Source organism: Bacteroidia bacterium, assembly GCA_023228875.1.
GTDB lineage: Bacteria > Bacteroidota > Bacteroidia > NS11-12g > UBA955 > JALOAG01.
Window position 1 is genome coordinate 296676 of the sequence record JALOAG010000001.1, and the last position, 19283, is coordinate 315958.

33 protein-coding genes are annotated in these 19283 nt (G+C 34.8%); 32 read left to right on the plus strand and 1 reads right to left on the minus strand.

The window, feature by feature from the left end:
* Positions 1-185 precede the first annotated feature (185 nt).
* Complete coding sequence (locus tag M0R38_01345; GenBank protein ID MCK9480390.1) at positions 186-1709, minus strand: LTA synthase family protein; 1524 nt, start codon at positions 1707-1709, stop codon at positions 186-188.
* A gap of 506 nt (positions 1710-2215) precedes the next feature.
* On the opposite strand from M0R38_01345, the gene rpsL reads away from it, so the two are divergent.
* From rpsL to rplQ, 32 genes are read left to right on the plus strand one after another with little or no spacing between them, the layout of a single operon-like run.
* Positions 2216-2593: a 30S ribosomal protein S12 gene (gene rpsL / locus M0R38_01350; protein MCK9480391.1), complete on the plus strand. Its 378-nt coding sequence runs from the start codon at positions 2216-2218 to the stop codon at positions 2591-2593.
* Positions 2594-2614: 21 nt separating this feature from the next.
* Positions 2615-3085, plus strand: coding sequence for a 30S ribosomal protein S7 (gene rpsG, locus M0R38_01355; GenBank protein ID MCK9480392.1), 471 nt, complete (start codon positions 2615-2617; stop codon positions 3083-3085).
* 24 nt (positions 3086-3109) lie between these two features.
* Positions 3110-5251, plus strand: coding sequence for an elongation factor G (gene fusA, locus M0R38_01360; GenBank protein ID MCK9480393.1), 2142 nt, complete (start codon positions 3110-3112; stop codon positions 5249-5251).
* A 4-nt stretch (positions 5252-5255) separates the two neighbouring features.
* Complete coding sequence (rpsJ, locus tag M0R38_01365; GenBank protein ID MCK9480394.1) at positions 5256-5564, plus strand: 30S ribosomal protein S10; 309 nt, start codon at positions 5256-5258, stop codon at positions 5562-5564.
* Between the two features lie 20 nt (positions 5565-5584).
* Entirely contained in the window at positions 5585-6202 is a 618-nt protein-coding gene (rplC, locus tag M0R38_01370) for a 50S ribosomal protein L3 (GenBank protein MCK9480395.1), read from the plus strand.
* Position 6203: 1 nt separating this feature from the next.
* Complete coding sequence (rplD, locus tag M0R38_01375; protein MCK9480396.1) at positions 6204-6833, plus strand: 50S ribosomal protein L4; 630 nt, start codon at positions 6204-6206, stop codon at positions 6831-6833.
* 5 nt (positions 6834-6838) lie between these two features.
* The gene (gene rplW, locus M0R38_01380) at positions 6839-7129 is read left to right on the plus strand and encodes a 50S ribosomal protein L23 (GenBank protein MCK9480397.1); all 291 of its coding nucleotides are present in this window, start codon (positions 6839-6841) and stop codon (positions 7127-7129) included.
* Positions 7130-7133: 4 nt separating this feature from the next.
* Positions 7134-7976, plus strand: a complete 843-nt coding sequence (rplB, locus tag M0R38_01385) for a 50S ribosomal protein L2 (GenBank protein ID MCK9480398.1) — start codon at positions 7134-7136, stop codon at positions 7974-7976.
* 10 nt (positions 7977-7986) lie between these two features.
* Positions 7987-8250: a 30S ribosomal protein S19 gene (rpsS, locus tag M0R38_01390; GenBank protein MCK9480399.1), complete on the plus strand. Its 264-nt coding sequence runs from the start codon at positions 7987-7989 to the stop codon at positions 8248-8250.
* 11 nt (positions 8251-8261) lie between these two features.
* Positions 8262-8663, plus strand: coding sequence for a 50S ribosomal protein L22 (gene rplV, locus M0R38_01395; protein MCK9480400.1), 402 nt, complete (start codon positions 8262-8264; stop codon positions 8661-8663).
* Between the two features lie 19 nt (positions 8664-8682).
* Positions 8683-9417, plus strand: coding sequence for a 30S ribosomal protein S3 (rpsC, locus tag M0R38_01400; GenBank protein ID MCK9480401.1), 735 nt, complete (start codon positions 8683-8685; stop codon positions 9415-9417).
* A gap of 12 nt (positions 9418-9429) precedes the next feature.
* Positions 9430-9852 (plus strand): 50S ribosomal protein L16, encoded by a 423-nt coding sequence (rplP, locus tag M0R38_01405; GenBank protein ID MCK9480402.1) that lies wholly within the window; start codon positions 9430-9432, stop codon positions 9850-9852.
* A gap of 2 nt (positions 9853-9854) precedes the next feature.
* Positions 9855-10079 (plus strand): 50S ribosomal protein L29, encoded by a 225-nt coding sequence (gene rpmC, locus M0R38_01410; protein ID MCK9480403.1) that lies wholly within the window; start codon positions 9855-9857, stop codon positions 10077-10079.
* A 2-nt stretch (positions 10080-10081) separates the two neighbouring features.
* Positions 10082-10342 (plus strand): 30S ribosomal protein S17, encoded by a 261-nt coding sequence (rpsQ, locus tag M0R38_01415; protein MCK9480404.1) that lies wholly within the window; start codon positions 10082-10084, stop codon positions 10340-10342.
* Between the two features lie 4 nt (positions 10343-10346).
* Positions 10347-10715: a 50S ribosomal protein L14 gene (rplN, locus tag M0R38_01420; GenBank protein ID MCK9480405.1), complete on the plus strand. Its 369-nt coding sequence runs from the start codon at positions 10347-10349 to the stop codon at positions 10713-10715.
* A 4-nt stretch (positions 10716-10719) separates the two neighbouring features.
* The gene (gene rplX, locus M0R38_01425; GenBank protein MCK9480406.1) at positions 10720-11055 is read left to right on the plus strand and encodes a 50S ribosomal protein L24; all 336 of its coding nucleotides are present in this window, start codon (positions 10720-10722) and stop codon (positions 11053-11055) included.
* A 23-nt stretch (positions 11056-11078) separates the two neighbouring features.
* Positions 11079-11639: a 50S ribosomal protein L5 gene (gene rplE, locus M0R38_01430; protein MCK9480407.1), complete on the plus strand. Its 561-nt coding sequence runs from the start codon at positions 11079-11081 to the stop codon at positions 11637-11639.
* Positions 11640-11644: 5 nt separating this feature from the next.
* Positions 11645-11914: a 30S ribosomal protein S14 gene (gene rpsN, locus M0R38_01435; protein MCK9480408.1), complete on the plus strand. Its 270-nt coding sequence runs from the start codon at positions 11645-11647 to the stop codon at positions 11912-11914.
* 25 nt (positions 11915-11939) lie between these two features.
* A complete protein-coding gene (gene rpsH, locus M0R38_01440) occupies positions 11940-12341 on the plus strand; it encodes a 30S ribosomal protein S8 (protein MCK9480409.1) in 402 nt (133 codons plus the stop codon).
* A gap of 17 nt (positions 12342-12358) precedes the next feature.
* The gene (gene rplF, locus M0R38_01445; GenBank protein MCK9480410.1) at positions 12359-12913 is read left to right on the plus strand and encodes a 50S ribosomal protein L6; all 555 of its coding nucleotides are present in this window, start codon (positions 12359-12361) and stop codon (positions 12911-12913) included.
* Between the two features lie 5 nt (positions 12914-12918).
* A complete protein-coding gene (gene rplR / locus M0R38_01450) occupies positions 12919-13278 on the plus strand; it encodes a 50S ribosomal protein L18 (protein ID MCK9480411.1) in 360 nt (119 codons plus the stop codon).
* A 12-nt stretch (positions 13279-13290) separates the two neighbouring features.
* Positions 13291-13809 carry a 30S ribosomal protein S5 gene (rpsE, locus tag M0R38_01455; GenBank protein ID MCK9480412.1) on the plus strand — a complete coding sequence of 173 codons (519 nt, stop codon included), beginning with the start codon at positions 13291-13293 and terminating at the stop codon, positions 13807-13809.
* 11 nt (positions 13810-13820) lie between these two features.
* Positions 13821-14000 (plus strand): 50S ribosomal protein L30, encoded by a 180-nt coding sequence (gene rpmD / locus M0R38_01460; protein ID MCK9480413.1) that lies wholly within the window; start codon positions 13821-13823, stop codon positions 13998-14000.
* Between the two features lie 4 nt (positions 14001-14004).
* A complete protein-coding gene (gene rplO, locus M0R38_01465) occupies positions 14005-14451 on the plus strand; it encodes a 50S ribosomal protein L15 (protein ID MCK9480414.1) in 447 nt (148 codons plus the stop codon).
* Between the two features lie 4 nt (positions 14452-14455).
* Positions 14456-15820 carry a preprotein translocase subunit SecY gene (secY, locus tag M0R38_01470; protein MCK9480415.1) on the plus strand — a complete coding sequence of 455 codons (1365 nt, stop codon included), beginning with the start codon at positions 14456-14458 and terminating at the stop codon, positions 15818-15820.
* 52 nt (positions 15821-15872) lie between these two features.
* On the plus strand, positions 15873-16091 hold the full coding sequence (gene infA / locus M0R38_01475) for a translation initiation factor IF-1 (protein MCK9480416.1): 219 nt from the start codon (positions 15873-15875) through the stop codon (positions 16089-16091).
* 9 nt (positions 16092-16100) lie between these two features.
* The gene (gene ykgO, locus M0R38_01480) at positions 16101-16217 is read left to right on the plus strand and encodes a type B 50S ribosomal protein L36 (GenBank protein ID MCK9480417.1); all 117 of its coding nucleotides are present in this window, start codon (positions 16101-16103) and stop codon (positions 16215-16217) included.
* Positions 16218-16226: 9 nt separating this feature from the next.
* Positions 16227-16604: a 30S ribosomal protein S13 gene (gene rpsM / locus M0R38_01485; GenBank protein MCK9480418.1), complete on the plus strand. Its 378-nt coding sequence runs from the start codon at positions 16227-16229 to the stop codon at positions 16602-16604.
* Between the two features lie 19 nt (positions 16605-16623).
* Positions 16624-17010 (plus strand): 30S ribosomal protein S11, encoded by a 387-nt coding sequence (gene rpsK / locus M0R38_01490; GenBank protein ID MCK9480419.1) that lies wholly within the window; start codon positions 16624-16626, stop codon positions 17008-17010.
* Between the two features lie 29 nt (positions 17011-17039).
* Complete coding sequence (gene rpsD / locus M0R38_01495; GenBank protein MCK9480420.1) at positions 17040-17645, plus strand: 30S ribosomal protein S4; 606 nt, start codon at positions 17040-17042, stop codon at positions 17643-17645.
* Positions 17646-17674: 29 nt separating this feature from the next.
* The gene (locus M0R38_01500; protein MCK9480421.1) at positions 17675-18670 is read left to right on the plus strand and encodes a DNA-directed RNA polymerase subunit alpha; all 996 of its coding nucleotides are present in this window, start codon (positions 17675-17677) and stop codon (positions 18668-18670) included.
* Between the two features lie 20 nt (positions 18671-18690).
* Positions 18691-19272, plus strand: coding sequence for a 50S ribosomal protein L17 (rplQ, locus tag M0R38_01505; GenBank protein ID MCK9480422.1), 582 nt, complete (start codon positions 18691-18693; stop codon positions 19270-19272).
* Positions 19273-19283 lie beyond the last annotated feature (11 nt).

A 19283-nucleotide genomic window follows, 5' to 3' on the forward strand; every position in this document is an offset into this window, starting at 1 on the left:
TGCTCCGATTTGGTAGTTTTCCCCCACCGCTTTTCTTTTGCCTCAAACTGCCTTGTTTCACAAAACCTTTCGACAAATTGCCGCCAATTGTTTACTTTAAGTATCCTAAAGTGAAACAAAAGTAGGCATTTATTGAAGATGAGAGTTTAGATTGTGATTATCTTTTAACTGATATTATCTCTTTGTCAATAGAACTTATTTTGTTCAAGTCTGTTGAAGAAGGTCCAAATCAAGTGTTTGAGATTGTTATTCAAATCATTCTCGAGATAACTTTTTTCAGAAAATGGAATATCGAGTTTGTAATATTGTTTTGGAAAAAATCTGAATTTTTTCTCGTTCAAAGAGCTTATGCTCAACATGTGCTCTTCCTCTATAATATGATAAGAGCCATACATTTCAAAAAATGCCATTCCCTTTGTTGAGTCATCAAAGATACTATTTCCTAAAGAAAAGAAACTGTCGGGATAGTTACATAAATTCAAAATTGATGGCATAATGTCTAATTGTTGGATTATCCTGTTGTTAATACCGGGTTTTATCTCTCCCGAAGGGTCGTATATCATACAAAAGAGCTCCATTTGTCCCTTAGACGAATAGAAGTAATCATTGTCTGCATTCGCAGTATGATCTCCAATTAATATATAAATAGTATTTTCATTGTCAGGAGATTTTGCTCTTTCAGAAAAAAAGAGTTTTAAAGAATAGTCAGTATAAGCAATGCTTTTGAGCATTGGATTAGAAATGCCTGGAAGGGACAGTTCAATCTCTTTAGGGATTTTATAGGGTGGATGAGAAGACAATGTAAATACTGTGCTAAAGTAGGGTTGATGCTTGTGTGCTAACTCTTGATTAAAATAGTGAAGGTAATAGTGGTCATATATTCCCCAGTTTCCATCATATTCCTTCTCTTTGTTACCTGTGAATTGATTGATGCCAAAATATTCAATTGCACCGGCTTTTTTCAAAAAACTTTCAAAACCCATCGTGCCGTTGGCTGCGCCATGATAGAAAGAGCAGTTGTATCCCTCTTTATTCAAATAATATTGGATACCTCGAATTATATTGGCTTGATACCAAGAATAAATAAAGGGTTGTTGTAATAACGAAGGCAGGGATGCAAAAAGTGCGGGCACTGCATCAATAGATTTCGTCCCGTTAGCATAGCAGTTGGGGAACACTAAACATGATTTGGAAAAACTATCAATAAAAGGTGTTACAGAAATACTTTGGTTTGGTGTTTCAGTCATAAAACCAATCCGATTGCGACCGAAACTTTCTAAGATAACTAGTACAATATTCTTTTTGCCATTAACTATTTTCTTGTGCTTGTAGTTTTTTATATATGAATTGTCAGAAAGGTTGCTCGTTATCTGTGTTTGAAATGGGTTAACAGGTTTGTCGGATTCGAGAGAGCTGATAATTTGAAAAGGTGTATTCAATGCCAGTGCTTCCAATCCCGATTCAACAAATTTTGACGCATCTACACTACGGAGTGGTTTCAGACCAACACTACCCCTCATCCCGAGAATGGAAATAAGTATCATGAAAAACAAATGAGGAATGTCCCGGTAAGTAAATTTTTCCAGCTTCTGATTCTGTATTTTGGGGTACCATTTTCCAGCTATAAATAATAATAATACAAGAATAGCAAGGAGATACCAATAATTCAGAAAATAACTTCCAATCGGATTGGCGCTGTCTGTAAGCATGTAAAAGAGCTCTTTTCCCGTTCGCTTATGCGAATAATTAAAATATGCGGAGTCAATTAAATTAAGCAGAATACCGACCCCAATAATGACAAGGAAGTAAATTTTGGCACACCATTGTGCACTTTGTTTAATTTTAAAATTAAATGGTAGCAGATGAAAAATAATGAAAGGTGAGAACGCATAAAAAATATAAACACAATCAAACAAAATTCCGGAAAATAGGGCTTTTGAGATTTGGACAAAACCAAAATGGCTAAAAGCGCTCCAATTAAATATGAAGAAGATGATTCTGCTGATTTCAAAAATAACGAGTGATAATAAAATACTGTACATCAGTATCTTACGTATGTAACTCCTATGTTTCATGTGTAGAATTGTCAGGGCAAAAGTGCGAGTAAAAACCGTATCAAAAAAGACAAAAAAAAAATTCTATAAACCGTTTGTTTAGAAAAATAAGATTCTTACCTTTGCCGTCCTTTTTTTAGACAACTGGAAAATACTGAAATATGCCAACTATACAACAATTAGTTAGAAAGGGTAGAGAGACAATCACTTCAAAGAGTAAGTCTCCTGCACTTGATTCTTGTCCACAACGTAGAGGAGTGTGTACACGTGTTTATACAACTACCCCAAAGAAACCAAACTCGGCAATGAGAAAAGTTGCAAGGGTTAGATTAACCAATGGAAAAGAGGTTAACGCTTATATTCCTGGTGAAGGTCATAATTTACAAGAGCACTCAATTGTATTAGTAAGAGGAGGAAGAGTGAAAGACTTGCCCGGTGTACGTTATCACATTGTTCGTGGCGCACTGGATACAGCAGGTGTAAACGGAAGAATGCAAAGAAGATCTAAATACGGAGCAAAAAGACCTAAGAAAGCGTAATTATATAAGAATTTTAAGAGCATGAGAAAAATAAAAGCAAAAAAGAGAGTATTGTTACCTGATCCAAAGTTCAACGACACTTTGGTAACTCGTTTTGTTAATAATATGATGTATTCCGGAAAGAAGAGCGTATCACAAGCTGCTTTCTATGATGCATTAGATATAGTTGAAAAGAAGATTTCTGAAGAACCTGTCTTAGAGACATGGAAAAAGGCTTTAAATAATGTTACTCCTACTGTTGAGGTTAAATCAAGAAGAGTAGGTGGGGCCACTTTTCAGATTCCGATTGAGATTCACCCTGACAGAAGAATCGCTATGGGAATGAAATGGCTGATTGGCTATGCAAGAAAGAGAAATGAAAAGTCAATGGCTGAGAAATTAGCTTCTGAAATTATAGCTGCTTCTAAAGGTGAAGGAGCTGCTGTGAAGAAAAAAGATGATACACACAGAATGGCAGAGGCAAACAAAGCTTTTGCTCACTTTAAAGTTTAAGATAGAAATAGAGAATTATATTAGATGGCAAACAAGGATTTAAGTTTTGTAAGAAATATTGGAATATCTGCTCACATTGATGCAGGCAAAACCACCACTACCGAGAGGATTTTATTCTATACCGGTAAAACCCATAAGATTGGTGAGACTCATGATGGTTCTGCGACAATGGACTGGATGGAACAAGAGCAAGAAAGAGGGATTACCATTACTTCTGCTGCTACTACTACTTTTTGGAATTTTCCTACCCATGATGGCAAGAAAACTCCTGACTCAAAGACATATCAAATTAATGTAATTGACACACCCGGACACGTTGACTTTACTGTTGAGGTAGAAAGATCATTGCGTGTATTGGATGGTGCGATTGCTTTGTTTTGTTCTGTAGGTGGTGTAGAGCCTCAGTCTGAGACTGTATGGAGACAAATGAATAAATACGGTGTTCCAAGAATTGGTTTTGTAAACAAAATGGACCGTTCCGGTGCTGACTTCTTAAAAGTAGTGAAACAAATTGAAGATAGATTAGGAGCAAAACCTGTTCCTCTTCAAATTCCAATTGGTGCTGAAGAAACTTTTAAAGGTGTAGTTGACTTAATTAAAAACGAAGCTATTATTTGGGATGAAGCAACGCTTGGAGCTACTTATACTGAAATTGAAATACCTGAAGATTTAAAAGAAGTTGCTCATGAGTATCGTGAAAAATTAATAGAAGCGATTGCAGAATTCGATGATTCTTTGATGGAGAAATTTTTCGATAATCCGGATTCTATTACAGAAGAAGAAATCAATAATGCATTAAGAGCTGCAACACTTTCATTGAAAATTGTTCCTTTGATGTGTGGTTCTTCTTTTAAGAACAAAGGAGTTCAAACATTATTAGATGCAGTTATTAAGTTTTTACCTGCTCCAACAGATGTTGAAGCTGTTAAAGGTACAAACCCTGATACCGAACAAGAAGTCATACGTAAAGCTGATGTCAATGAACCATTTGCTGCTTTAGCATTTAAGATTGCTACAGATCCTTATGTAGGAAGACTTGCATTCTTCCGTGTATATTCAGGACATTTGGATGCAGGTTCTTATGTCTTAAATACACGTTCCGGAAAGAAAGAAAGAATTTCTCGTATTTTCCAAATGCACTCAAATAAACAAAATCCTATTGATGGAATTGATGCCGGAGATATTGGAGCAGCAGTCGGATTTAAAGAGATTAAAACAGGGGATACATTATGTGATGAGAAAAACCCTATTATTTTAGAATCTATCACTTTCCCTGAACCGGTTATTGGTATTGCAATCGAGCCTAAAGCACAAGCTGATGTTGACAAATTAGCAAATGGATTGTCTAAACTTGCTGAAGAAGATCCAACATTTAGAGTTAAAACTGATGAAGAAACCGGACAAACTGTAATTAGTGGTATGGGAGAGTTACACCTTGAAATTATTGTTGATCGTCTAAAAAGAGAATTCAAAGTGGAGGTTAATCAAGGAGCCCCACAGGTTGCATATAAAGAAGCTATTACAAAGATCTTTACTCACAGAGAGGTGTTTAAGAAACAAACAGGAGGTAGAGGTAAATTTGCTGATATTCAATTTGAAATTGGTCCCGCAGACGAAGACTTCCAAGGAGAAGGCTTACAGTTTGTTAATCAAATTGTTGGAGGTGCTATTCCAAAGGAATTTATACCTGCAGTACAAAAAGGGTTTGCTGAGTCCATGAAAAACGGTTCATTAGCAGGATATCCTATTGACAGAATGAAAGTTCGTTTATTTGACGGTTCATTCCATGCTGTTGACTCAGATTCATTGTCATTTGAATTGTGCGCAAAAGCCGGGTTCAGAGAATCTGCAAAAAATGCAGGACCTGTGATACTTGAACCAATCATGAAACTTGAAGTATTGACACCTGCTGATTATATGGGTGATGTACAAGGTGATTTGAATAGAAGAAGAGGTATGATTGAGGGAATTGATGAAAGAGCCGGAGCACAAGTTGTAAAAGCTAAAGTTCCACTAAGTGAAATGTTTGGATATGTTACTTCATTAAGAACAATTACTTCAGGACGTGCAAGTTCAAGTATGGAGTTTTCTCACTATGATCAAGTACCTCGTAATCTTGCTGAAAATATTTTAAAAACTGTAAAAGGAAATACATCTAACGCTTAAGAAAATGGTTAGCCAGAAGATAAGAATAAAACTAAGGTCTCATGACCATAATTTGATTGACAAATCTGCAGAAAAGATTGTTAAATCAGTTAAAATCACCGGAGCAGTTGTGAGTGGACCAATTCCACTTCCTACTCAAAAGAAGATTTTTACTGTACTTCGTTCTCCACATGTAAATAAAAAGGCAAGAGAACAATTTCAGTTATCTTCTTACAAAAGATTGATTGATATTTATACTTCTTCATCTAAGACTGTTGAAGCTCTTATGAAGTTGGAGTTACCAAGCGGAGTAGATGTAGAAATTAAAGTTTAGTTTAAAGAAGAATCAGAGCTATGCAAAGATTAATAGGAAAAAAAATCGGAATGACAAGTGTCTTCAATAGTGAAGGGAACAATATTCCTTGTACTGTTATTGAGGCAGGTCCTTGTGTTGTAACTCAAGTTAAAACTAAGGAAAAGGAAGGGGTAAATGCCTTCCAAATTGCTTGGGGAGATAAAAAAGAAAAAACTTGGAAAAAAACTGAAGTTGGACATTTCAAAGTATCTGGTACTACCCCAAAAAGAGTTGTTGTAGATGTTAGAAATCCAAGAATCGAAAGAAAAGTTGGAGAAGTGATTGATGCAACGATTTTCAATGAAGGTGAATATGTTGATGTTGTGGCAAATTCAAAAGGAAAAGGTTTCCAAGGTGTTGTAAAAAGACATGGTTTTGCCGGTGTTGGAGAATCCACTCACGGACAACATAACAGATTAAGAGCTCCCGGATCTATTGGTGCTTGTTCTACTCCTTCAAGAGTATTTAAAGGAATGAGAATGGCAGGTAGAACCGGAAATAAAAGGGTTAAAATTACCAACCTAGAAATTATTAAAATTTATCCTGATAGAAACCTTATGCTTATAAAAGGTGCTGTACCCGGATATAATGGTTCAACTGTAATATTGGAAAAATAAAATGGAAGCGAAAGTATATAATAGTAAAGGCGAATTTGCCGGTAGAAAGGTAACATTACCAAACGAAGTTTTTGGTATTGAACCTAATGACCATGCTATTTATTTAGATGTGAAATTGTTTTTGGCTAACCAAAGACAAGGAACTCATAAATCTAAAGATAAATCAGAAGTAGCATATAGCACACGCAAACTTAAGCGTCAGAAAGGTACGGGCGGAGCAAGGGCCGGTAGTAGAAAATCCGGAACCATTGTAGGTGGAGGTAGAATACATGGACCAAGACCAAGAAACTATGGTTTTAAATTAAATAGCAAACTAAAAAATCTTGCTCGTATTTCTGCACTATCATATAAAGCAAAGGAAGATAAAGTAATGGTTATTGAAGATTTGTCTTTTGACAAACCAAGCACTCATGCATTTTCTCATTTGTTAAAGAATATGAATATTGAAGGCACAAAAACCTTGTTTTTAGTTCATAATTCAGATAATAACACAATTTTAAGTGGCAGAAATATTCCAAACAATAAGATTGCTCAAGCTAATAGTTTAAATACTTATGAAATCGTAAATTCTCATAACCTTATTCTTACAGAAGCTGCAATTAATATTATTAACGATACATATAAGAAATAACAGACATGACTTCAATATTAATTAAACCTCTTATTACTGAAAAACTGAACCTTCTGAAAGAAAGAAGAGATCAATACGGTTTTATTGTTGATAGAAGAGCATCTAAGGAAGAAATTATTTCAGCCATTGAGAAATTGTATGGTGTTGAAGTAGATTGGTTAAATACCATGGTTGCACCTACTAAGAAGAGAAAAAATAACAGAACCGGTCAGGTTACAGGAAGAACAAACAGCTATAAAAAAGCGATCTTCAAACTTAAAGATGGACATAAAATAGACTTTTTTGAGAACAACTAATTAAATGGGACTAAAGAGATTAAAACCGATAACACCTGGGGAAAGATTTAGAGTAGCTAATGACTTTTCTGAATTGACTACAAGTCAACCAGAAAAATCGTTACTTGTTACATTAAAGAAATCAGGAGGTAGAAACAACCAAGGAAAAATGACTATGCGCAATATTGGCGGAGGTCACAAGCGTAAGTATAGAATTATTGATTTCAAACGCGATAAATATAATATGCCTGCTGAAGTATTAACTATTGAGTATGATCCCAATAGGACATCATATATTTCTTTAGTGCAGTATAAAGATGGAGAAAAGCGTTATATTATTGCCCCAGAAGGAATTAAAGTAGGTCAGCAAATTATTTCAGGCTCAGGAGTTACTCCGGATGTTGGAAATACACTACCACTAAGAGAGATTCCTCAAGGAACTGAAATTCATAATATTGAAATGGCGCCCGGAGCCGGTGCAAAAATTTGTAGAGGTGCTGGGTCATCAGCTATTCTCAAAAATATTGAAGATAAATATTGCATAATTAAGTTACCTTCTGGTGAATCACGCATGATTTTAGGTAATTGTATGGCAACGGTAGGAAAGGTTTCAAACTCCGAGCATTTCAATATTAATTTGGGTAAAGCTGGTCGTAGCAGATGGTTAGGAAGAAGACCAAGAACAAGACCTGCAGCTATGAACCCGGTTGACCACCCACTTGGAGGAGGGGAAGGTAAATCTAAAGGAGGACAGCCTATGTCTCGTACCGGTATCTATTCTCAAGGACAGAAGACCAGAACTCCTAAGAAAGCTTCAAATAAGTATATTATAGAGAGACGTAAAACTAAAAGAGGAACTAAAAAATAGCTGAAAGAATATGGCAAGATCGTTAAAAAAAGGACCATTTATTGATTTCAAACTTGAAAAGAAAGTCGTTCAGATGAACGAAACTAAAAAGAAATCTGTGGTTAAAACTTGGGCAAGAAGAAGTATGATTAGTCCTGATTTTGTTGGACATACTTTTGCTGTGCATAATGGTAATAAGTTTATTCCGGTTTTTGTAACTGAAAACATGGTTGGACATAGATTAGGTGAATTTGCACCAACTAGAACATTTAAAGGACATAGTGGTAATAGATAATTAATAATATAATGGAAGCTGTAGCTAAATTAAGAAACTGTCCCCTACCACCTCGTAAGATGAGATTGGTTGTTGACCAGATAAGGGGACAAAAAGTTGATAAGGCATTGAACATACTTCAGTTCAGTCAAAGAAAGTATTATGCAATCTACGTTGAGAAATTGCTTAAAAGTGCAATTGCTAATTGGGAACAAAAGAATGATGGCGAACGTGCAGAAGATGCAGAACTCTTTGTGAAAAGTGTGATGGTTGATGGAGCCTATGCATTAAAAAGGCTAAGAACTGCACCTCAAGGTAGAGCACACAGAATGAAAAAGAGATTTAATCATATCACACTTGTAGTGGATAGCAGTAATGCAAGTGTTGAGACAGAAGTAGCCTCTGAAAATAAAGAAGATAAAAATACTAAATAACAAAAGCAATATCGTTTAAATGGGACAAAAAGTTAATCCAGTATCATTAAGGTTAGGCATAACAAGAGGATGGGAATCTAATTGGTATGGAGGCAAAAATTTTGCTGAAAAATTGATCGAAGATGAGAAAATCAGAACGTATATCTATGCTAGAATAGCTAAAGGTGGCATTTCTAAGATTGTGATAGAAAGAACAATCAAAAGACTCATCATTACAATCCATACAGCCCGTCCGGGAATTGTTATTGGTAAGCAAGGTGCAGAGGTAGATAGACTGAAAGAAGAAATTAAGAAATTAACAAACAAGGATGTTCAAATCAACATTTTTGAAATTAAAAGACCGGAACTTGATGCTAAATTAGTAGCTGAAAATATTGCACAACAACTTGAAGGCAGAATGGCATATAAAAGAGCTGTAAGAAGTGCAATTCAGAACACAATGAGAATGGGAGCAGAAGGGATCAAAGTATCGGTTTCAGGTCGATTAAATGGTGCTGATATTGCGCGTTCAGAACATTATAAAGAAGGTAGAACTCCGCTTCACACACTTCGTGCTGACATCGACTATAGTCTTGCAGAAGCATTAACAACTTATGGTTTAATTGGTATAAAAGTTTGGATTTGTAGAGGTGAAGTCATTGGGAAAAAGGATATTTCGTTAAATGCCGGTATCAATAATGATAGACGTAGCAGATTTAATGAAAGAGATAATGCACAAAATGCAAAAAGAAGAAATAGAACCCCTCGTAAATAAAAAATAGAGAATATGTTAAGTCCGAAAAGAACAAAATATAGAAAAACACAGAAGGGAAGAGTAAAGGGTATTGCTACAAGAGGTCATCTCTTGAGTTTTGGCTCTTTTGGTTTAAAAACATTAGAACCAAAGTGGATAACTGCACGCCAAATTGAAGCAGCTCGTATTGCTCTTACTCGTTATATGAAAAGAGAAGGTCAGGTTTGGATTAGAATATTTCCGGATAAACCTGTAACTAAAAAACCGAACGAGGTGAGGATGGGTAAAGGTAAAGGAGCGCCTGAATATTGGGTAGCAGTTGTGAAACCCGGAACTATTATGTTTGAAATTGGAGGTGTACCTATGGAAGTTGCAAAAGAAGGTATGAGATTGGCAGCCCAAAAGCTACCCGTAGCTACTAAATTTATTGTTAAACCAGATTACGCAGGAGAGTAATTATGAAATTTGAAGATATTAAAGCATTACCTACAAAAGAACTTTTTGCAAGGTATAGAGAGGAAAAACTAAAGTTGACTAAAATGAAGATAAATCATGCAGTTACTCCTTTAGACCAACCTCACAAGATTAAAGAAACTAGAAGAACTGTTGCACAGCTCCTGACAGAGTTAAACAATAGAAGAAAGGATTACGAATTAAAGGCAATTCAAAACAAGGCTAAATAAGTATGGCAATAGAAAGAAATTCAAGAAAAGAGTTTGTTGGTAAAGTAACAAGTGCCAAAATGGATAAATCCATTGTTGTTGCAGTGGAGAATAAAATTAAGCACCCAAAGTACAAGAAGTATTTTACTAAAACCAAAAAACTATATGCGCATGATGAAACCAATCAGTGCGGTATTGATGATATAGTGAGAATCCAAGAAACACGCCCATTGAGCAAACTAAAAAGATGGCGTTTAATAGAAGTAATTCAAAAAGCAAAATAATAAGATGATACAACAAGAATCAAGATTAAAAGTAGCTGATAACAGTGGAGCAAAAGATGTGCTTTGTATTAGAGTTTTAGGAGGTACTAAAACTAGATATGCAAGTCTTGGAGACAAAATTGTTGTTTCTGTGAAAGAAGCATTGCCTTCAGGCGGAATAAAAAAAGGAGCTGTCTCTAAAGCTGTTATTGTTAGAGTAAAAAAAGGCGTTAGAAGACCGGACGGTTCTTATATCAGATTTGATGAAAATTCATGCGTATTGCTAAATAATAATGATGAACCTAGAGGTACACGTATTTTTGGCCCGGTAGCACGTGAATTGAGAGATAAACAGTTTATGAAAATTGTATCATTAGCACCAGAAGTATTGTAAAATCATGAAAAAGACTTCAGAAATAAAGAAGATTCATATTAAGAAAGGAGATACTGTTAAAGCAATCTCCGGAAATGACAAGAATAAACCTGCATCAGAAGTGTTGGTTGTATATCCAAAGACATATAGAGCTTTGGTTAAAGGGTTTAACTTGGTAACTAAACATGTAAAACCTACTCAACAAAAACCTGATGGTGAGATTATCAAAAAGGAGGCACCAATCCATATTTCTAACTTAATGTTAGTTGTAGGAGGTACGCCTACTAAAGTTGGACGCAAAGCAAATGCTGAAGGAAAACTTAAAAGATATGCTAAGAAAACAGGTGAATTTATTGATTAATTTTAAAGAGGATTATTAAAGTTATGGCATACAAACCAACATTAAAAGAGAGATATACCACAGAAGTTACGAAAGCTCTAACAGCAAAATTTGCTTATAAGAATGTAATGGAGATTCCAAGGTTACAAAAAATTTGTTTAAATCAAGGAGTAGGCATTGCTGTTTCTGACAAGAAGCTTATTGACAATGCAGTTGAAGAAATGACTACTATTTCCGGACAAAAAGCATGTCCTACCTATTCCAAAAAAGCAATTTCTAATTTCAAACTTAGAGAAAAAATGCCGATTGGAGTGAAGGTTACATTGCGCGGAGATAAAATGTATGAATTTCTTGAAAGATTAATTTCAATTTCGCTACCTAGAGTTAGAGACTTCCAAGGTCTTAAAATAAAAGGCTTTGACGGTAGAGGAAATTATAATATGGGTATTACTGAACAAATCATATTCCCAGAGATGAACATTGACAAGATTAATAGAATTAATGGTATGGACATTACTTTTGTTACAACTGCTAAAACTGACGAAGAGTGTTTAGAGTTGCTAAAGTGTTTCGGTATGCCATTTCAAACTAAAGACGCTAAATAATAACAATGGCAAAAGAATCAATAAAAGCAAGAGACGTTAAAAGACGTAAATTAGTTCAAAAATATGCAGCAAAAAGAGCTGCATTGAAAGCAGCCGGTGAATGGGAAGAACTACAAAAATTACCTAGGAATTCATCAAAGGTAAGATTGAGAAACCGTTGTCAATTAACAGGAAGACCAAAGGGATATATACGTCACTTTGGAATATGCAGAAACCAATTGAGAAAATTGGCATCTGAAGGCAAAATTCCCGGTGTAACAAAAGCAAGTTGGTAATAAATTAAATAAAGAAAATAATAAGATGACTGATCCAATAGCAGATTTTTTAACCAGATTAAGAAATGCAGTAATCGCCAAACATAGAGTTGTTGAAATACCTGCATCTAATATCAAAAAGGCAATTACCAAAGTACTTTTTGAAAAAGGTTATATTTTGAATTATAAATTTGAGGACAATACCAATGGTGGACAGGGTAGCATTAAAATTGCACTGAAATATCATCCGGTTACTAAACAATCAGCAATCACTGAGTTGACAAGAATTAGCAAGCCGGGTCTCAGACAATATGTTCCTGCAGACAACCTGCCTAAAGTAATCAATGGACTTGGTATTGCAATTATTTCTTCATCTCATGGAGTTATTACTGACAAGGAAGCCAGAAAACTAAATGTAGGTGGAGAGGTTTTATGTTATGTTTCATAATTAATTAGGAAGATATTATGTCAAGAATTGGAAATAAAATAATTGAAATACCTGCAGGTGTGACAGTTTCACAAGATAAACATGTTGTTACTGTGAAAGGTCCGAAAGGTGAATTAAAACAAGAATTAAAAGAAGGGTTTGACCTCAAAATTGATGGTAATCAGATTCAACTTATAAGACCATCGGATGAAAAACAGGATAAAGCATTGCACGGTTTATATCGTTCTTTGATTCACAACCATGTTGTTGGTGTTTCTCATGGACATACAATCAGCCAAGAGTTTGTTGGAGTTGGTTATAGAGCCACTGTACAAGGACAAGTGTTGGATATGTCAATTGGATATTCGCACAAAATTATGTTTGAACTTCCAAAAGAAATAAAAATTAAAGCAGAAGCTCCTAAAGGTGCAGCTCCATTTATCACTATGGAATGTATTGATAAAGAATTATTGGGAAGAGTTGCAGCTAAAATAAGAAGTTTCAGACCACCAGAGCCTTATAAAGGAAAAGGGATTCGCTATGTAGGTGAACAAGTAAGAAGAAAAGCAGGTAAATCAGCAGCTAAAAAATAAGTAAAATGAGTACAAAAGCTAAAGTAGAAAGACGAGAAAAAATAAAAAGAAGCATAGCTCCCAAGGTGCGTGGAACTCAACAAAAACCTCGCTTGGTAGTGTTTAAAAGCAATAAAGAAATTTATGCTCAAATAGTAGATGATACTAAATCAGTTACACTATGTTCTGCTTCTTCAAAAGAGAAAGATTTATCAACATTAAAGAATACAAAAACAGCAATAGCAAGCCAAATTGGGAAAAGAATTGCTGAAAAAGCAAAAGCCGCAGGTATTTCAACTGTTGTATTTGATAGAAACGGATATTTATATCACGGACGTATTAAGTCACTTGCAGATGGTGCAAGAGAGGGAGGATTGGTATTTTAAACAATAAAAATAATGGCAACACAAAATATTAAAAGAATTAACAAATCCGACCTGGAACTTACAGAGAATGTAGTTGCTATCCAAAGGGTAGCGAAGGTTACAAAAGGTGGAAGAACTTTTAGCTTTACTGCTATTGTAGTCGTAGGCGATAAAAATGGCATTGTTGGTATTGGTTCCGGAAAAGCCAGCGAAATACAAGCTGCTATTCAAAAGGGAATTGAAGATGCAAAGAAAAATCTTATTAAAGTTCCAATCATCAATGGAACAATCCCTCATGAACAGATTGGAAGATATTGCGGAGGTCATGTGTTTATGAAACCTGCTGCACACGGTACCGGTGTTATTGCCGGTGGTGCAATGAGAGCTGTACTTGAAAGCGCAGGGATAGAAAATATTCTTTCAAAATCAAAAGGCTCTTCAAACCCTCATAATGTTGTTAAAGCTACTATTGATGCATTGTTAAAGTTGAGAGACCCTTATACAATTGCGCAACAAAGAGGTATTAAATTAGAAAATGTTTTTAACGGTTAATTATTAATATCATGAGCAAAATTAGAGTAACACAAATAAAAAGTGCTATTGACAGACCCGAGAATCAAAAGAGAACTTTGATTGCATTGGGGTTAAACAAAATTAACAAAAGTAAAGAGTTTGAAGCAAACCCTATGATTTTGGGTATGGTGAGAGTGGTTAATCATTTAGTTAAAGTAGAAAATATTTAAGAGAATGGATTTAAGTAATTTAAAACCTGCTGCAGGTTCAATAAAAAAAGATAAGAGAGTTGGTCGTGGACAAGGTTCAGGACGCGGAGGAACTTCAACTCGTGGTCATAAGGGTGCACAATCAAGATCCGGTTATTCAAGAAAAAGAGGTTTTGAAGGTGGACAAATGCCATTACAAAGAAGAGTTCCTAAAGGTGGATTTAAGAATATTAACCGAGTAGAATACGTGGGTATTAACTTGGATGTACTTCAATCTTTAGTGGATAATAAAGGTGTTACCGAAATCAATAAAGAAGTATTGTTGGCAAATCACTTAATTGCTAAGAAAGATTTATTCAAAATTCTTGGTAGAGGTGAGCTGAAAGTAAAACTTTCTGTTACTGCAAACGGTTTTTCTAAAACTGCTAAAGAAGCAATTGAAAAAGTAGGTGGTACAACTCAACTTGTATAAATAAATGAGTAAATTTAGACTAATAAGAAAGTTACAAGAGATTTGGAGTATTGAGGAACTTCGAACAAAGATCCTTAATACCCTATTTTTCCTATTAATATATAGACTAGGAACTTTTGTAATTCTCCCGGGTATTGATTCTGAGCAATTGACAGGCTTGCAAGGACAAACTGACGGTAGTTTGTTAGGATTAATTAATGTCTTTGCAGGTGGAGCATTTGCCAGAGGTGCATTTTTTGCATTAGGTATCATGCCATATATTTCCGCATCAATTGTAATTCAGTTGATGGGGATTGCTGTACCGGCATTTCAAAAAATGCAGAAAGAAGGTGAAGACGGAAGACGTAAGCTAAACCAAATTACCCGATATTTAACGGTTGCAATTACGCTAGTTCAATCAGTGGCATACTTAATTAACATTACATCTAACCCTGGAAACTCAGGTGCGCTTTTGTTTATCTCTAGACCTGATGTGATGTCACAAAGTATGTTTATGATTGTGAATACGCTCATATTAACAGCCGGAACTATCTTTGTGATGTGGATTGGAGAGAAAATTACAGATAAAGGATTAGGTAACGGTATCTCTTTAATTATTATGATTGGTATCGTTGACAGGTTGCCGGGAGCGTTGACTTTTGAATTAGTTCAGCGTTTTAATGACGGTCAATTACCGATATTTATTGTTCAACTTACATTATGGTTAGCAGTGATTGTTGCAAGTGTTTTATTGGTACAAGGAACAAGAAAGATTCCGGTAAATTATGCAAAGAGAGTAGTTGGTAATAGACAGTATGGAGGTTCTAGACAATATATCCCATTAAAAGTTAATGCAGCCGGAGTTATGCCAATTATTTTTGCTCAAGCATTAATGTTTATTCCTCCTTATATCAAACAGATGTTTCCAAATTCAACTTCATCAGTTTTAAACTCAATGGATGATTGGACTTCTATTCCATACAATGTCATTTTTGCTGTATTGATTATCGCATTTACATATTTTTATACTGTAATTACTATCAACCCACAGCAAATTTCTGAAGAATTAAAGAAAAATGGAGGTTTTATTCCGGGAGTGAAACCGGGTAAAAAAACATCTGAATATATTGACACCATTATGTCAAGAATAATTTTACCGGGTTCTATATTTCTTGCATTTGTTTCCATCATGCCCGCCATAGCGGTGTTTTTTAATGTCGGAAATGCATTTGCACAGTTTTATGGCGGAACCTCATTGTTGATTATGGTAGGAGTTGTCTTGGATACACTTCAACATATAGAAAGCTATTTGTTGATGCGACATTATGATGGATTAATGAAAACTGGCAGAATTAAAGGTAGAACAGGAGCTATCGGAGCCTCAATTTGATAATTTGTAATTACTAAATAAAATAGTAATTTCGCAGCCCCAAAATTATAATATGGCAAAACAATCCTCAATAAAGCAAGATGGTGAAATCACAGAGGCACTCTCTAACGCTATGTTTAGGGTTAAATTAGCTAATGGACATGAAATAATTGCTACAATAAGCGGAAAAATGAGGATGCATTACATAAGAATACTACCCGGAGATAAAGTTCAAGTGGAAATGTCGCCTTATGATCTTACAAGAGGAAGAATATGTTTTAGATATAAATAAACTGACAAAATGAAAGTAAAAACATCAGTAAAGAAGCGCAGTGAAGACTGTATCATTGTTAGACGTAAAGGAAAAATTTACATCATTAACAAAAAGAACCCGAAATTTAAACAAAGACAAGGATAATAAAGTATTATGGCTAGAATCGCTGGAATAGATTTACCACGTAATAAGAGAGGTGTAATTGGACTCACTTACATCTATGGTATTGGAAGAAATAAATCTTCTGAAATATTAAAGTCTTCAGGTATTTCTGAAGATAAAAAGGTGTCTGAATGGTCAGATGATGAGATAACAAGCATTAGAAACTATATCTCTGAGAATATTAAAACTGAAGGGGAGCTTCGCTCTGCAACACAGTTGAATATCAAAAGACTCATGGATATAGGATGTTATAGAGGTATTAGACACAGAAAAGGATTGCCTGTAAGAGGTCAAACTACCAAGAATAATGCTCGTACCAGAAAAGGTAAGAAGAAAACTGTTGCAAACAAGAAAAAAGTTACTAAATAATTAAGTTACAAATCACACAATGAATAGCCCAAAAAAAGTTAATAAGAGGAAAGTTAAAATAGACGCACAAGGTCAAGCACACATCAAAGCCTCTTTTAATAATGTTATTGTTTCCATTACAAATACAACTGGACAAGTTATTTCTTGGTCTTCATCCGGCAAAATGGGTTTTAGAGGCTCAAAAAAGAACACTCCTTATGCAGCACAAACTGCAACCCAAGACTGCGCTAAAGTGGCTTATGACATGGGATTGAGAAAAGTTGAAGTCTTTGTTAAAGGACCTGGATCAGGAAGAGACTCAGCTGTCAGAAGCCTTGCGGCTGCTGGACTTGAGGTAATATCTATTCAAGATGTAACTCCAATGCCACACAATGGATGCAGACCTCCTAAAAGACGTAGAGTGTAATTATTATTAATATTTAGAAAAGAACAATTATGGCAAGATATACTGGACCCCAAACCAAAATAGCACGTAAATTTAGAGAGCCTATTTTTGGACCTGATAAATCTTTTGAAAAAAAGAAATATCCCCCCGGAATGCATGGCAATTCAAGAAAAAAGAAGAAACAATCTGAGTATGCAATCCAGCTTACCGAAAAGCAGAAAGCAAAATACACTTATGGACTTCTTGAAAAACAGTTCTTGAACCTTTTTAAGAAAGCAGCTGCAAAAAGAGATATTACAGGTGAAACTTTCCTTAAATTTTTGGAAGCAAGACTTGATAATACCGTATATAGATTGAACATTGCTCCTTCCAGAAGGTCTGCAAGACAATTAGTCCTTCATAAGCATATTCTGGTTAACAATGAGATAGTAAACATTCCATCATATCAGTTAAAACCAGGAGATGTGATTACGGTTAGAGAAAGATCTAAGTCTTTAGAATTAATTAGTGATGCATTGTCCGTAGGAAGGCTTAAGCATTCATGGTTGCAATGGGATGGTAATTCTATGTCAGGTACTTTCTTAAATTTTCCTGAACGTTCAGAAATACCTGAGAATATTAATGAAACATTGATTGTTGAGTTGTATTCTAAGTAATAATTTTTAAAAGTAAAATAAATATAAAAATGGCAATATTGGATTTTCAAAAACCTGAAAGAGTAATCATGCAGAAGGATACAGACTTCTATGGTCTGTTTGAATTCAGCCCACTTGAAAAAGGCTTCGGAACTACCATCGGTAATTCACTTAGAAGAGTATTATTATCTTCTCTTCAAGGATATGCTATTACTTCTGTTAAAATTCACGGTGTTGAACATGAATTCTCTACTATTAAAGGTGTAATTGAAGATGTAACAGAAATAATTCTGAATTTAAAGCAAGTAAGATTTAAGAAAACTTCTCATTCTGCAGATGATTCAGAAAAGATTTTTATTTCAATCAAAGGTAAAGAACAATTCTTAGCTGGTGACATGAGCCGTTACAGTAGTAACTTTGAAGTGTTAAATCCTGATCTAGTGATTTGCACTATGGAACCATTTGTTCAATTAGAAATTGAATTGTCAATTGAAAAAGGTCGCGGATATGTACCTGCAGAAGAAAATAAGCCTAAAGATACTACCATCGGAGTGATTCCAATTGATTCTATTTTTACTCCCATTAAGAATGTTAAATATCATGTGGAGGATTTTAGAGTTGAGCAAAAAACTGACTATGAGAAATTAGTGATGGAAGTTTCTACAGATGGTTCAATTCATCCTGAAGATGCGTTGAAAGAAGCAGCTAAAATTCTTATTCAACATTTCTTATTGTTTTCTGATGATAATATGTTATTGGATACTCAGGTGAAAAAGCCTGTTCAAGAAGTGGATGAAAATATGCTCCAAATGAGAAAAGTACTTAAAACTCCACTTGCTGATTTAGATTTATCAGTTAGAGCATATAACTGCTTGAAAGCTGCTGAAATTAGAACTTTAGGTGAGTTAGTTAGCTACCATATAGACGATTTACTTAAGTTTAGAAATTTTGGTAAGAAATCTCTATCTGAGCTGGAAGAGTTTGTAAAGGAAAAGGGGTTACACTTTGGAATGGATATTTCTAAGTATAATCTAGTTGAAGAATAATAAATAGTATATTAGTATAGATGAGACACGGAGTTAAAATAAATCATTTAGGTAGAACCGCTTCACACAGGAAGGCAATGTTGTCAAACATGGCATCTTCGCTGATTAAACATAAGAAGATTACTACAACTGTTGCCAAAGCTAAGGCTTTAAGAGTGTATGTTGAACCTCTTATTACCAAAGCAAAATCTGATTCTGTACATAACAGAAGAACTGTATTTTCTTATTTAAGAGATAAAGAAGCGATTAAAGAATTGTATGGAGTAGTGGCGTCAAAAATTGGCGACAGACAAGGAGGTTATACAAGAATTTTAAAACTTGGTAACCGTATGGGTGATAATGCAGAAATGGCACTAATCGAATTAGTGGACTTTAATGAGTTTATTCAGCCTAAACCTGCGAAAGAAAAGAAAAAGACTACAAGAAGAGGTCGTTCTGCAACTAAGGCTAAACAAACAGAAGCAGTTGCTGCTGATGAACCTAAGGTTGAAGAAACTCCTACAAATGAAGTAGTTGAGGAGTCAATAGTAGAAGATGTTGCAGATGAAAATAATGTGGAAGATTCTGCAAACGATACTGAAGAAGCAAACAAACAAGATTAATCACAACCTTA